The sequence below is a fragment of the Bacillus sp. JNUCC-22 genome (assembly GCF_018861275.1).
GTDB classification, from domain to species: domain Bacteria; phylum Bacillota; class Bacilli; order Bacillales; family Bacillaceae; genus Bacillus; species Bacillus velezensis.
Map to the genome: position 1 here is coordinate 2,011,183 of NZ_CP076408.1, position 13,073 is coordinate 2,024,255.

General features: G+C 44.2%; 13 protein-coding genes, 1 pseudogene and 1 riboswitch. Of the genes and pseudogenes, 4 read left to right on the forward strand and 10 right to left on the reverse strand.

All coding sequences use genetic code 11. The annotated features are described in order from the left end of the window. Window positions 1-13 precede the first annotated feature (13 nt). The 3 genes from JNUCC22_RS09480 to JNUCC22_RS09490 are packed head-to-tail and all read right to left on the reverse strand — an operon-like array spanning window position 14 to window position 3,784. On the reverse strand, window positions 14-1,261 hold the full coding sequence (locus tag JNUCC22_RS09480; protein WP_124934937.1) for an RbtT/DalT/CsbX family MFS transporter: 1,248 nt from the start codon (window positions 1,259-1,261) through the stop codon (window positions 14-16). Window positions 1,262-1,308: 47 nt separating this feature from the next. Further along, a complete protein-coding gene (locus JNUCC22_RS09485) occupies window positions 1,309-2,775 on the reverse strand; it encodes an FGGY-family carbohydrate kinase (RefSeq protein WP_046702309.1) in 1,467 nt (488 codons plus the stop codon). A 7-nt stretch (window positions 2,776-2,782) separates the two neighbouring features. Further along, window positions 2,783-3,784 carry a 2-hydroxyacid dehydrogenase gene (locus tag JNUCC22_RS09490; protein WP_046702308.1) on the reverse strand — a complete coding sequence of 334 codons (1,002 nt, stop codon included), beginning with the start codon at window positions 3,782-3,784 and terminating at the stop codon, window positions 2,783-2,785. A gap of 121 nt (window positions 3,785-3,905) precedes the next feature. Beyond that, window positions 3,906-3,998, reverse strand: a riboswitch (SAM riboswitch). 147 nt (window positions 3,999-4,145) lie between these two features. Between JNUCC22_RS09490 and JNUCC22_RS09495 the strand changes: the two genes are divergently transcribed. Beyond that, window positions 4,146-6,209 carry a molybdopterin oxidoreductase family protein gene (locus JNUCC22_RS09495; protein WP_216061658.1) on the forward strand — a complete coding sequence of 688 codons (2,064 nt, stop codon included), beginning with the start codon at window positions 4,146-4,148 and terminating at the stop codon, window positions 6,207-6,209. Window positions 6,210-6,266: 57 nt separating this feature from the next. Then, window positions 6,267-6,577, forward strand: a pseudogene (locus JNUCC22_RS19530) (hypothetical protein). Window positions 6,578-6,620: 43 nt separating this feature from the next. On the opposite strand, the gene JNUCC22_RS09500 reads toward JNUCC22_RS19530, so the two are convergent. Further along, window positions 6,621-6,845, reverse strand: coding sequence for a hypothetical protein (locus JNUCC22_RS09500; protein WP_032866462.1), 225 nt, complete (start codon window positions 6,843-6,845; stop codon window positions 6,621-6,623). 199 nt (window positions 6,846-7,044) lie between these two features. On the opposite strand from JNUCC22_RS09500, the gene JNUCC22_RS09505 reads away from it, so the two are divergent. Then, on the forward strand, window positions 7,045-7,623 hold the full coding sequence (locus tag JNUCC22_RS09505; protein WP_032869940.1) for a MarR family winged helix-turn-helix transcriptional regulator: 579 nt from the start codon (window positions 7,045-7,047) through the stop codon (window positions 7,621-7,623). Next, entirely contained in the window at window positions 7,616-7,897 is a 282-nt protein-coding gene (locus tag JNUCC22_RS09510; RefSeq protein ID WP_046702306.1) for a hypothetical protein, read from the forward strand. The genes JNUCC22_RS09505 and JNUCC22_RS09510 overlap by 8 nt, the downstream gene beginning before the upstream one ends. Before the next feature lie 39 nt (window positions 7,898-7,936). Here the strand turns inward: JNUCC22_RS09510 and JNUCC22_RS09515 are convergent, their stop codons facing one another. The 6 genes from JNUCC22_RS09515 to JNUCC22_RS09540 all read right to left on the reverse strand — a co-directional run bounded on the left by JNUCC22_RS09515 (window position 7,937) and on the right by JNUCC22_RS09540 (window position 12,998). Then, a complete protein-coding gene (locus JNUCC22_RS09515; RefSeq protein WP_007408000.1) occupies window positions 7,937-8,401 on the reverse strand; it encodes an SMI1/KNR4 family protein in 465 nt (154 codons plus the stop codon). Between the two features lie 20 nt (window positions 8,402-8,421). Next, window positions 8,422-10,218: a T7SS effector LXG polymorphic toxin gene (locus JNUCC22_RS09520; protein ID WP_046702305.1), complete on the reverse strand. Its 1,797-nt coding sequence runs from the start codon at window positions 10,216-10,218 to the stop codon at window positions 8,422-8,424. A 330-nt stretch (window positions 10,219-10,548) separates the two neighbouring features. After that, window positions 10,549-10,881, reverse strand: coding sequence for a chaperone CsaA (gene csaA, locus JNUCC22_RS09525; RefSeq protein ID WP_007407998.1), 333 nt, complete (start codon window positions 10,879-10,881; stop codon window positions 10,549-10,551). Between the two features lie 68 nt (window positions 10,882-10,949). Next, a complete protein-coding gene (locus JNUCC22_RS09530) occupies window positions 10,950-11,660 on the reverse strand; it encodes an AraC family transcriptional regulator (protein ID WP_216061659.1) in 711 nt (236 codons plus the stop codon). A 52-nt stretch (window positions 11,661-11,712) separates the two neighbouring features. After that, window positions 11,713-12,279: a TetR/AcrR family transcriptional regulator gene (locus JNUCC22_RS09535; protein ID WP_020955927.1), complete on the reverse strand. Its 567-nt coding sequence runs from the start codon at window positions 12,277-12,279 to the stop codon at window positions 11,713-11,715. Next, window positions 12,279-12,998: an MBL fold metallo-hydrolase gene (locus JNUCC22_RS09540; RefSeq protein ID WP_020955928.1), complete on the reverse strand. Its 720-nt coding sequence runs from the start codon at window positions 12,996-12,998 to the stop codon at window positions 12,279-12,281. Before JNUCC22_RS09540 ends, JNUCC22_RS09535 begins: the two co-directional genes overlap by 1 nt. Window positions 12,999-13,073 lie beyond the last annotated feature (75 nt).

The following is a 13,073-nucleotide window of genomic DNA, read 5'->3' on the forward strand; positions in this document are numbered from 1 at the left end:
CGGGGCGGTGCTGTTAAGAAGCGTATTCAGGCAATGCTTTATTGTGTTTTGCCGTTTTCTCTTCAGGTATTTTGATTTGATTGGTCAAGATTGCACTTACGAAATAGAGCGCTGCGAAAATCCATACAACGCCTTGTGCGCCGACAAGCCCGATGAACGCCCAGGCAAGCGCGGGGCCGACAAATGCCGACAGGCCCGCAGCCAGATTTAACACAGACATGGCAGCACCTTTATCGCTGCCGGCCGCCGTCGGCACGATAGCCCCGATCGGAACGAACCCGGCGAGGAGCCCTCCCCATATAAAACCGACGATGCTGACGAAAAGCAAGTTCCCATGTGATACAACAGGAGCATAATATAATAAAAGAGTAAAAATGCCGCAGCCCACTCCCCCGAACCACATGACAGTCTTTTTCCAGCCGAAGGCATCGCCGACTGCGCCGAAGATTAAGTTAAAGACGATATTTCCGAGAAAAATCGTTCCCCAAATTTGAAGCCATACATTTGTAGAAATGCCGTGCTGCGCCATATGCATCGGAAGAAATACCGGAAATCCGTATGTTCCGATGCTGTTAATGATCCGAATGATCCCCCCAGAGAGCACGCGCGGATTTTCAGCAAGGATGGTGATTCCCTTCATTAATTCCTGCGCCTTTTCCCGCTTATCTGCCTTTTTCTTTTCAAAGCGGTCCCTATTTAAAATCAAAGCAAAAAACGCGCCGAGGCAGACCCAGAAAATTGAACTCCACAGTGTATTCAAATAGCCGAAGGATTTGATGGCCCAGCTTGAATACCAAGCACCGAATACAAACATCCCGCAGCAATATGCAATCCAGAACCAGCCGACCGCCGTACTGAGCCTGTTTTTCGGCGACCGGTAAATCACCCATGTCAAAAAAGAATAGGCAAACAGCGGATAACCCAGCCCTTTAATAAAATACGTGACATACATCACCGGCAAATTAAGATTTTCAAATCCGTATGCGATAAACGCGGCTGTTCCGATCACGTAAAACAACAGCCCCATAAACATCGTCCGCTTTGCGCCGAAGGCTTCGAGGCAGACCCCTGAAAACCAAGACGCCGCAGCGAGAGAAATACCGTAAACTGTAAACAGGGATGCTGATTGCTGTACCGTCAAGCCGTTTTCAACTAAAAACGGGCTGAGCCAGCCTTGTTCAAGGCCGTCCCCCATCATAAACAGCACGACTCCCAAAAATCCCCATGCGAGCTGTTTTGGAATTCCTATTTTATTAAGCATTTTTGTTCCTCCTCAGCAATCTTTCATGTTGTCACCTCATCCCCAAGTCAGGCTTTCACCGCCGGCTGAAAATGAGTAAATAATTTTTGCGTATGTTTCCATTCTTCATATAGGAAGAGATCCGTCTGATCCGCTTCCGGCTCAATTACCTTTGTGCGGCTCGAAAGCTCTGCTTTCACACCGAGAGCTTCGTTGCAAATCATCGCCGCTCCCATTGCGGATGCCTGGCTGAACCCCTCTCTCTTATAGATTTTCTTTTGGAGAAGGTTAGCAAGAAACTGCGTCAAAGCATCACTTTGGAAACCGCCGCCGCACACCTTCACATCATCTTGTGAAAAGGAAGCCACCTCTATTAACGCCTCATAGTTCCATTTGATTGAAAAAGCGATTTCCAGCAGTGCGGCTTTGACAAAATGGGCTCTGCTTAAGTTTTGGGACAGCGGAGCGTCAAAAATAAATCCGCCTTTTGCCAGTGCGTTTTTCTCAGGCGATAAATAGGAGCCTAACGCAGAAATACAAGCATGATCATGTTTCGGCAGACTTGCGATTTCCCGTTCCATAACGCCGTAGGATTCATTCGGATAAAAAATGGATTTTAATTTTTGATAATTGAGTCCTGTTACACCCGGATTCGTTTCAAGAAGCCATTGACCTTCTTCTGTATGGCAATTCAGCCATGCATTCTCTAAACTTTCGGTTCCGGTCTCCGCTGTTATCTTTGTAATCGGCGTCGTCGTGCCGGATACGATGACGATATCTCCCGGCTTTGCATCTGCACTTTTGATGGCAAGCTGTGTGTCTCCCCCGCCTGCAATCACAGGCACTCTTTCAGAAAGGCCGAGAACCGCCGCTTTCTTAAACGTTAACATTCCGACAACCGTCCCAGATCGGACGAGTGAAGGAAGAATGGCAGAAGGCACACCGAAGATGTTGCATAATTTCTCTGACCACGCCTTTTTCCTTACGTCAAACAGCAGTGTTTCAGCAGCCTGTGACGGTTCATAGCTTAAAATACCGCTCAGCTCAAATGTCACCCAGTCACTGATGCTTGTGATGTACTTCACTTCTTTCCATAAAGACGGCTGTCTAGCTTTTAATCCGACAAGTTTCATGGCGGAAAATAAAGCGCTCGGAAGACGTCCGGTTTGCTGATGCACTTCTTCTTTTGCCTCAATCCCGTCTTCCCATTCACGGCCTCTGTTATCAATGTTGGGCAGACCGAGAAATGCCTTTTTATCTTTATTGATCAGAACAATTCCCTGCCTCTGGCTTGTAGAGGTGATTCCGATTAATGTAATATGAGGGCTTTTGCCAATAACCTTCCTTGCCATAGCGCTGATTTGCTTCCATAACCCTTCCGGTGAGAAATATCGTCCGTCCGGATAAAGCGGATCCGTCACATATTCAATGTCTTCCCTTTCAAGCGAGGTCACTTCGCCGCCAGAAGTCACGACCGCGACTCGCGCATTCCCCGTCCCGATATCAAATACAAGGTAGCCTTTTTGTTCAGCCATTACAGCCTCATCCTTCCGTTTCAAGTTCTCTTTTGTTATAAAGTTCACGTATTGAGCAGGTTTGATCTTGTTTCCATTTGAAAAGCGCTTCATTTAAAATCTTCACATGATGATCTTCCACTTCAAATGTTGCGCCCGCTAAATGGGGAGTCGCTAACACATTCGGCAAAGAGATTAGTTCATAATCAGAAGATTCAGGCGGTTCGTGATAAAACACGTCAAGGATCGCTCCCTTAATCCGCCGTTCTTTCAGCACCCGCAGCAGCTCTTCCCTGTCTGTAACCGCCGCTCTTGACGTATTGACAAAAACAGCTTCCTGTTTCATCAATTGAAAGTGCCGGGCGCCGATAAGGCCGATGGTTTCTTCTGTGCGCGGTAAGTGAACGGAAACAATATCACTTTCAGAAAATACCCGTTCAATCGTCGTTTTTTCATACTCCCGGTTTTCACGATGGACAAATGGATCATAGTAAAGCACCTTGCAGTCAAAAGCGGCCAATAGCCGGGCGATTCTCTGTCCGACAGCTCCGAAACCGATAAGGCCGACTGTTTTCCCCGTCAGCTCATTTCCTCTGAATTTGACGTAAGCCTGCAAATAATCACCGTTCCACTTCCCGTCCTTCAGCCACTGATGGGAAGAATACGTATGACGCAAAAATGAAATCACATTTCCGATAAACATTTCAGCAACAGCCTGGGCATTGCGGGCCGGTGTAAAGAAAACGGGGATTTTTCTTTTAGTCGCCGCCGCAATATTCACGTTAGACGGCATTCCTCTGCAGACACCGATAAAAGCGGAATCAGGCAATATGTCAATAACACGCTCAGACACCTCATCAAGTTCAGTGATAAGCCCCGACGCGTTTGTCTCTTGAATCATTCGGATCAATTCATCTTCCCGATAGGCCCGGCCGTGCTTCTTCCACGGCCGGTGCACAGTCCGGCCGAACAGCTCAGTCAGCTCCTTCAGCCCCTCGTCGTGATATGGTGCGGTAATTAAAACCGTCATGGTGCAAAACATCCTTTTCACATAAATTTTGTCATAAAAAAATCTCTTTCCCCAAAGAAGGAAAGAGATTCATATACCGTCTTTATGCGCTTGAAGCGCACAAATATGTATAGATCATTCTTTCCTATCTTTCAAGCATACGCTTGCTGGAATTGGCACAATAAATGTTGCCGAGGTTTCGTAGGGCCAGTCCCTCCACCTCTCTGGATAGAAAATAAAATGATGAAATTGTCAGGCTGTTTAAAAGAATAAACTCATCATAGAAAAGTCTTTCCGTGATGTCAACACTTTTTTTCTGAATTGACGTTCGATTTTGAAATGTTATAATGCTTACAATATAAACAAAGAGGAGAAATGGGCTATGAATTCTGCTGCAACACAGCCGAACGGGGTCTTTAAGTCGGTATGCTCACTAGACTGTCCCGATCAATGCGGCTTGCTTGTGACAAAAAAAGACGGAAAAATCGTTAACATTCAGGGAGACCCCGATCACCCGGTCACATCAGGGAATATTTGCAACAAAGTCAGACACATGGCTGAGCGCATTTATGATGAAAAGCGCGTAACCGTTCCGTTAAAACGGATCGGTAAAAAAGGTGAAGCCGCGTTTGCGCCTATTTCCTGGGAGGAAGCGATCAATACGATCAGTGCGCGCTGGAAAGAGCTTATTGCCGAAGAAGGAGCGGAAAGCATTCTTCCGTACAGCTTTTACGGCAATATGGGAAAACTGGCGGCAGAGGGAATGGACCGCCGTTTTTTCCATCGTCTCGGAGCGAGTCATCTCGAACGGACGATCTGCAGCAAAGCCGGTTCTGAAGGCTATAACTATACAATGGGAGAAGGAGCGGGTACTGATCCGGAGGAGACCATACATGCAAAGCTCTTTATTTTTTGGGGGATCAATGCCGTCAGCACGAATATGCACCAAGTCATGATTGCTCAAAAAGCCCGGAAAAAAGGGGCTAAAATTGTCGTTATCGATGTACATAAGAACCAAACCGGCCGGCTTGCCGATTGGTTTATTCCCATTCGCCCCGGCACAGATGCCGCACTCGCCCTCGGTATCATGCATGTCTTATTCGACGAAAACCTTCACAATGAAGCATTTCTCACAGAATACACCGAAGGCAGTGACGAATTAAAAGCGCATGTCAAACACTATGATCCGGAAACAGTTTCTGCTATTACAGGCGTTAAAGCCGACGATATCAGACGCCTTGCGAGAATGTACGGGGAAACCTCCCCTTCCCTTATCAGGATCGGAAACGGCATTCAGCACCATGACAATGGCGGAATGATCGTCCGCACCGTTGCCTGCCTTCCGGCTGTTACAGGACAGTGGCTCAACACCGGAGGAGGCGCAATCAAGCACAACAGCGCGGTATTAAACTATAACAGACAAGCGCTCCAGCGGCCTGATCTGCTTTACGGCAGGAAGCCACGATCATTTAATATGAACAGGCTCGGAAGCGTTCTTTTAGAAACAAAACCGCCCGTGCGCTCCCTGTTTATTTACGGTACGAATCCCGCAGTGGTTGCGCCGGAAGCGAATAAAGTCAGAAAAGGCCTGCTGCGGGAGGATTTATTTACAGTCGTTCACGATCTGTTTTTAACGGAAACCGCCAAATATGCGGATATCGTGCTCCCTGCTGCATCCGCTTTTGAAAACACGGATTTTTACACGTCTTACTGGCATCATTTTATTCAGCTGCAAAAACCGGTGATCGAACCCTACGGGGACAGCAAATCGAATACGGAAGTGTTCCGTTTGCTTGCCGGAGCAATGGGATTTACCGAGCAGGAGCTTCAGGATTCCGATGAAGAATTGATCAGACAGGCGCTGGACTTTCCCGACAATCCGTATATCGAGGATATTGATTACGAATCGCTCTCACGCCATTCCTTCATGAAAGCCAAACGGAAAAAACCGCTTTTTCCGGGACAGCTCAAGACACCGAGCGGAAAAATTGAATTATATTCTGAAAAGATGAAACAAGACGGTTATCCGGCGCTGCCGACACACATCCCTCTTGAGAGCGATGGCGATTTTCCGCTTTTATTTGTCCCGGGACCGAATCATAATTTTTTAAATTCGACATTTTCGAATAATGAAAAACACGTAAAACTGGAAAAAGCGCCAAAGCTTTTTATTCATACAGAAGATGCTGTACGCCGGAACATAGAAGACGGGGAAACCGTTAGAGTTTGGAATCACCGCGGAGAGTGTGAATTGACAGTTTCGGTCGGCGAACAGGTGCTTCCCGGCGTTGCAGTCAGCCAAGGTCTTTGGGCCGATATGGATGATAAAAAACAGCTCGTCAATTCGCTCACGCCCGATCGGCTGGCGGATATGGGCGGAGGCGCTGTTTTCTTCTCCGGAAAGGTGCAGGTGGAAAAGCTCAGCAATCAAAACCGCCCGCAATAAACGCCCGGCGGTTTTGATGAAGGCTGAATCCTTTCGGCCGGCTTCACCGTATAAAAAATGATAACGTTTATTGGAGGTTTGCTGTATGGATATCATACCGGCATCGGAATCGCTTTAGCCGGATATTTCATAGGAGACGGATTGAAAAACTTTAAATCACCTGATCCTCATGAACACACTGACCACATTCTCATTAAAGAAAAAGATTTACACTTCTATATTGGTATTATTTCGGAGTTACCAAGGAAGAAGCGAAACAAATCGTGCCCGACACCTCCGACATTCCGCATATCACGAGAAACGGAAAGCGGTATGTACAGAAAACTGCGTTAAGAGAATGGCTGACTTCCATGCTGGAAAAAGAATAACAGCTTCCATGAAAAGCGGGAAGGGTTTTTCTCTTCCCGTTCATCAAGATGTGCCGCCCTTTCTCTCTTCAACCCCAAACATACGATGGATATCGTTCTTACTTAACGAAACATCCCCTTCTTTTGATTTCAAATAAAACCCTTTCATATATAACCGTATGACTTCCTCATATGTAAGCTCATGACGAAGGAGCGCCATTAAACGCCCGTCTTTTTCATCTTGTTTATTGAACCATTCATACTGTTCTGACCAGTTCACTTTCTGCATGTCAAACACCTTCTCACTTTGGATTAATGCCCTTTTCGCATTTATTATACTTATTACCCCTTCTGTAAACACTCCGACTGCCTGTGACATTTTTGAAAACAGCCGTAACCCCTCCAATTAGTCACCATGTTGACTTGTTCCCCATTTCGTTGTATATTATAATTGTCAACATGGTGACAATTAAGATAGGAGATACCTTATGGATATTAATTTATTAATGAAGGAACTGCATGTTATGCAACAAAGTTACGCATCATTATTTTCGGTTGTCAATAAAGTGCAGGCTCGGGGGGACGAATACTTAGAAATGTTGACTTCCCGACAGCACATGACTCTTATTGCTATTGCCCATTTACCGACGGAAGATACCACACTTATGAATATCGCTAAAAAGCTGGGCACAACAAAACAAACCGCTAACAAATTAATTTCAAGCCTCGCGAAAAAAGGATATGTTCACACTGTGCCAAGCAAACTGGATAAACGTGCAATCAATATTGAGATTACCGCTGAAGGAAAAAAAGCGTTAATTTCCTGTTCAGAAAAATCCACCTATTTTTTAGCGGATATGTTTCATGACTTCACAACTGATGAAATTGAAACATTCTGGAGGCTATTGCAAAAACTTTATCGTTTTGATGGTGAAGAACAGGATGGTTTTGAAGAAAAAGCACATTTGAAAGTTGAAGATCAGGCACAATTCATCTCAGATGACTATGAAGAAAAAATCATGGCTGAATTTTCAAAACGGCGATATGGGAGTGCAGACGATGAATAATATGCTTTATCGAAAAGTAAAAGAAACAGAGGATAAAATGAAGGAAAAATGCTATGAGCTGAAAGATAAAATTGATCAATTTATTTCTCATGCTAAATATAAAATTCATTGCAACCGTAAACTGGACCGAGCCGGCAATTATATATCAATTGCCATTGGACTCTTTATCCTAACTGCCTCAAGGCTGACCGCAACACAATGGCTGCTTTGGATAGGCGCGGCGAGTATTTTGAGTAATGCCTGTTTGCTCATTATAAAGCCTGTTAAAAATTGAAAATCTGAAAAAGGCTCTCTAATAGAGAGCTTTCTTTTATTAATCGTCCCAGTCTTCATCTTCTTCCCAGTTTTCTTTTTTTTCAAGCAACCTTCTGTAGAAAAATTCAATAAAGCTGTCGGCTAGCTTGTCTTGGTATCCAAGTACTCTATCCCAAATAAAAACAGGGCATTCATTATTACTGTTCATTTTATTAGTATCTAAGGCATAAGCAAAAAAATCAATATCTTCTAATATCACAAGTCCATCAGATAAATGATAATAATTACGATATTCCTCTGTGGTTTCAACTACCGAAGCCCCGCCAAAGTCATACCCTAAAATATCAATTCCATATAAGCCGCCAGAGCCAAAGTTTCTCAGAAACCATTTATAACTATCAGGAAGTTGTAGTTGGAGCTCCTTCTCTATATTAATAATCTCTTTTTCACTTATTCCTCTAGTAAAATAACTGTCTGCTTTATTTTCAGTTATAAACTCTATAGTTTTTTCATATAAGTCCATTGATATCTCTCATTCCTTTTTTATTTTTCATATTGTTTTGCTCTCCATTTCCAATACCTGTCTCGGAAATTATCATACTGGGCTTTTAAAACCGGATCGTTTCTAAAGCTTTCACCATCAGATTTAAGCCTATGGATAATGCCGCTATATTTAGTATGTAAGCTATTTGGAATTTCAAGCATTGGACCAGGTTCCTCTTGAATTAAATGGTGTAGATTTATTTGTGTCCCATCTTTCGCAAAAGGTGCATTTCCACTTTTCATTAATTGAAGATTCGTAAGGCCTTTACGATTTTTTTGGTTCATATCAATATCTTTCATAGTATACACTCTGCGGCTTATGTCTTTAACTTTTCCCTTTGCTTTTACCTTGCCCTTAACCTCAAAGGCACCATACTTTTCTTTATTTAACCAAGGAAGGTTTATTTCTTGACCAGTAAACGGCTTTCTCGTTCCATCCGGGATTTTCTTTGCATTGGTCAAAAGTTCATTTTTAAGGTTTTGGCTGTCAACCACATTGTATGGTACGTCACCCGACAGAGCAAGATCATATTTAGAGTTATAAGGAAGCAGTTCTGGAAGTTTAACGTCTTTAATTTTCTTCCCTGCCTGTCCTGCCTTGTTTATGACTTTCCCCGCCGCATCAGCTTTGTTAACGGCTCCTGCGCCTTTCGTTCCGACGACAGCCACAGCTGCTGAACCAATTGCATATGTCACCCATCTTGATCTGGAGTAAGCATCTCCGTTCACCATATCTTTTTGATACGATTCCTCGATTGCTGCTGAAACAGCATCATATGTTTTTACTGGATGAAGTACTGCATTCCCCAGTGCTGACAAGGTTTCTCCCGGATCGGTTATGAAGTCCCATAACCCGCTAACCGTGTCTTTCCCGACATCATAAAGGCCGATGCCGGCTCCTTTTAAAATATCCCAAGTCACTTCTCCGGCTTCTTCCAGCTGTTTTGCTTGTTCAAGCTGAATGACATATTGCTGCTGGGAAGGTTCAAGGTTTTCATAGCCGATCTTATTTGCAATTTCCAAATATTCATCCGGATCGGTCACACCGTCAGCGAGCTTTTTCTTCAGATCCTTGATTTCCCGCTCTTTTGCTTCTTCCTTCTTAAACGTTAAATATGTGTCTGAATGTCTTGCAATCTCGCCTTTTTTCTTATGTATGTCACTTTCCCTGTATGCCTTGGCGTTATAGTGAAGCGGAGTGGCGTTTTTCCCTTTTCCCCTAGCGTTTTGGAGCTGTTGAAAATCTGCCTGAATGAAATGTTCATTTGCCTCGGTTTCTGCGTATTCTTTCGTTAGATCGTGATCAAGCTTTCCGAGTTTATGTATGGTATCGTTCCTTTTTTTATCTGCTGACTCAAGCTTTTGATCGACATCTTCTGTAGAGAAAACATCAAGATGAATGATATCGCTGATTTCATCAAGGATACCTTTCATTTCATTGCGCTGCTCCTGCATGATGGCTTGTGATTGATTCTTCGCATGGATCAGCTCGTGTTCTAAAAAGGACTCTTCCACAAACGAATCGCCCAATCCGGCATCAGCTACTTTTCCTGAAATACTGTTAAGAAACGCAATCTTCATATCGATCAGATCAAGCCAGCTGTCTGTGACACCGGCGTGATCTTGAAAGAATGCTTTGATGTTGTCTGCGCCTTTGCCTGAAAACTCACTGTCGTCTAAGTCAGCCATTCCCTGAAACGCTTTTCTGAGATTGATAAATTGTTCTCTAATCTGATCGTATTGTTTTGCCCGCTTTTCTGCGGCTGAAATGAACGAGGCTGCTTCAAATACTTTCATTTACGGCTCCTTTCTGCTTCTTTCTGTCTAAATTTTACCATAGGATATAAGATTAGATGAATCTCTTGCATTTGTCGAACTGCTTTATTCAAGATCATAAAATTTCAAATGAAACCTTACACGAAGGAATCTGGGATCGGTAAAACAAAGCCAGATATAACATATATTAAAAAATCTCTTGCATTTCCGCACCCGCCATGCTATATTGATATAGCGATGAGCTGAATTGTGTAAGCCGATGCACATGCCCTTGCGGCACACACGAATGTGGCGTGTGGTGTATCGCCTCAATACGCAAAAGACGTTTGCTTCTGCAAACGTCTTTTTTTATTATCCGATTTTCGTTCCGTTCGGTACTGTCTGCTCTGGCGTAAGCAGGACAACGTCTCCTTTTTCCGGGATGCCGCCGAGAACGAGAACTTCTGACTTAAATCCGGCGATCCGCCGCGGCGGAAAGTTGACAATAGCTGTAACCTGTCTGCCCATCAGATCACCCGGTTCGTACCGTTTTGTAATCTGGGCGCTTGATTGTTTCATGCCGATCTCTTCGCCGAAATCTATTGTCATCTTAATGGCCGGCACCTTTGCTTCCGGGAATACTTCCGCTTTTACGACCGTTCCTATTCTAAGATCAAGCTTGATAAAATCTTCGATGACTGCCATATCAAAAACTCCTTTTTTACAATCATGATACCAAAAAAAGAAGCAGTTTATTTAACCGATTTTCAGGATTATTTATCAGATTGAAAGGTGTTTCGGAAGAAGCGCGGCGTTATTCCCTTATGTCTGACAAACCATCTGGTAAAGGAAGACAAATTTTGAAAGCCGACCTCCTGACTGATGTCTGTCAGCCGGCATTTTGTTTCAATAAGCATTTGTTCCGCTTTCTTCATACGGAGCTCAGCAATATAAGCTTGCGGGCTTTTCCCCGTCTGCTTTTTAAACCAGTCGGAATAATACGCCGGGTGGTAATGTTCCGTTGCGGCAAGCTCTTTAATTGTAAAAGTCTTCGAGAGATTTCGGCGGATATACGCAATTGAATCATTTGTACGGTTTTCTTGTATCTTTTCAGCAATATATTCTGCAAGCAGACTCAATGAATGAGCCGACTGCTGCTTTGTCTCTTCTGTCAGCAGAAACCGAATCGATGTCCAAAAAGGATCAAGCTTATTCAGAACGCGGGGGGCAAATGAACCTTTGAAAAAATATGCCGGTATGTCGAGAACGAGACATTCATTTCGCTCCAAAGAACGGAACCGATGTTCATGCCCGGGCGGAATATACAGCATTTGATCAGGTTTTAATCTGATTTTACGTCTTTCTGTCTCCAGGTCCAGCTGTCCTTCGAGCGGAAAGAGCATTTGGCAGTATGTGTGTGCATGAGAATCAAATATATGTGAATAGGTGCGCCGCTCACAAATGATATGTTGTAATGAATCCATTTGTCCCTCCTTTTTACATGATGCGTCTTTTTATTTAGTTTACATAATAATATTATTGTTCCCTCTCCTGCAAACCTCTTAGAAAAGCAACAACTGCAAACTTCCGGCTTTCCTTAATTGATTCGGTTAATTCAAATGCACTCTGTTTTCTCAACACGGCAAATCCGTGAAGAAGGCTCCTCAGTCCTCTCGCAGCATGAATCGCAGTGTCAGACTGTGCATAACCGTTAGCAGTCAGCTGCCTGACAACAAGCTCTACAAGCAGGCTTGACAGATTCTCAATCCGCCCGTCTTTTATCTTTTGAAATGTTGCGTCATATAATCCGGGATTGGCTTCGGCGAAATTGATATAGGCATCGGCAAGAGCAAGCAAAGCCGTTTCGCCCGTCAGTCCTTCTGCAGAGGCCGCCATTTTTTCATATAACATAGTTAAACCGGAGACAGCCAGCTCTGCTTTAATTCCTTGAAGGCCATTGACAAAATTGTAAAGGGAAGGCGGTTTTACGTTTAAGGACTTTGCAACAGCCGCAAGCGTCACTTCGTTTAGCCCTTTTTCGTCAGCGATGCCTGCTGCAGCTCTCAATATCATGTCAAGGCTCATTCCGACTCTCGGTGACATTATGATCGGCCTCCCGGCAGGCTTCGTTCGGCTTCCTCAACAGCCTCAGCCATCATTTCAACGGGATTGCAGAGAACATTTCCATGTCCGGCGGCCAGACTGCTTGGTTGATGAGCGATAAGTGTTCTTGCTGTTTTTACAGCTTCTTCTTTATTCCACGTAGCAAAAGCCGGAAACGGAAATTTCCATTTCAGCTTCCCAGAAACAGCAAGGCCGCCCCGTACTTGAAAGGCATCTCCGACGATCAGCATATCATTTCTCATATCTTTAAAAGCGAGGCTTCCCGGCGTATGACCGGGAGCGGGAATGACAAGTAAAGATCCGATCCGCTCGCCGCCTTTCAGCAGGCGATCAGGTTCGGTCTGAACATTTTTCGGCACTCCCCCCTTTATCGGCGTTTGTGCTTCATGCTCAAATAATGAAGTGTCACCTTTCAGCAAGAAAGAATCCCGCTCAGAAATACAGACGGAAGCATCCGGAAATTCCGCAGCTAATGAGTCAAGCGAACCGATGTGATCCCCGTGCGCGTGGGTGAGTAATATGTCATTCAGCGGCTTCCCAAGCTGCCGCAATGCTTGTTTGATTCCTTTATGACTGTTAGGCAGTCCGGCGTCAATCAGGGTTACTCCTTCTTCTTCTTCAACCAAATAACAATTCACCGGGAAAAGCGCTGGAAAAAAAGTCAGCTGCCAAACGGTTCCGTATTGTAAGATTCTCATCAACATCCCCCTAAAAACTAATATCATTAGTTTTATTATAACTAATACCGTTAGTTTATCAAGAGTTTTCTGTTT

Excerpts from the sequence above, each read along its gene's own strand:
- JNUCC22_RS09530 (WP_216061659.1), bottom strand. The coding sequence starts at position 11,660 with ATGGATTCATTACAACATATCATTTGTGAGCGGCGCACCTATTCACAT.
- JNUCC22_RS09480 (WP_124934937.1), bottom strand. The coding sequence starts at position 1,261 with ATGCTTAATAAAATAGGAATTCCAAAACAGCTCGCATGGGGATTTTTG.
- JNUCC22_RS09490 (WP_046702308.1), bottom strand. The coding sequence starts at position 3,784 with ATGACGGTTTTAATTACCGCACCATATCACGACGAGGGGCTGAAGGAG.
- JNUCC22_RS09495 (WP_216061658.1), top strand. The coding sequence starts at position 4,146 with ATGAATTCTGCTGCAACACAGCCGAACGGGGTCTTTAAGTCGGTATGC.
- csaA (WP_007407998.1), bottom strand. The coding sequence starts at position 10,881 with ATGGCAGTCATCGAAGATTTTATCAAGCTTGATCTTAGAATAGGAACG.
- JNUCC22_RS09510 (WP_046702306.1), top strand. The coding sequence starts at position 7,616 with ATGAATAATATGCTTTATCGAAAAGTAAAAGAAACAGAGGATAAAATG.
- JNUCC22_RS09500 (WP_032866462.1), bottom strand. The coding sequence starts at position 6,845 with ATGCAGAAAGTGAACTGGTCAGAACAGTATGAATGGTTCAATAAACAA.
- JNUCC22_RS09505 (WP_032869940.1), top strand. The coding sequence starts at position 7,045 with ATGGATATTAATTTATTAATGAAGGAACTGCATGTTATGCAACAAAGT.
- JNUCC22_RS09520 (WP_046702305.1), bottom strand. The coding sequence starts at position 10,218 with ATGAAAGTATTTGAAGCAGCCTCGTTCATTTCAGCCGCAGAAAAGCGG.
- JNUCC22_RS09515 (WP_007408000.1), bottom strand. The coding sequence starts at position 8,401 with ATGGACTTATATGAAAAAACTATAGAGTTTATAACTGAAAATAAAGCA.
- JNUCC22_RS09540 (WP_020955928.1), bottom strand. The coding sequence starts at position 12,998 with ATGAGAATCTTACAATACGGAACCGTTTGGCAGCTGACTTTTTTTCCA.
- JNUCC22_RS09535 (WP_020955927.1), bottom strand. The coding sequence starts at position 12,279 with ATGTCACCGAGAGTCGGAATGAGCCTTGACATGATATTGAGAGCTGCA.
- JNUCC22_RS09485 (WP_046702309.1), bottom strand. The coding sequence starts at position 2,775 with ATGGCTGAACAAAAAGGCTACCTTGTATTTGATATCGGGACGGGGAAT.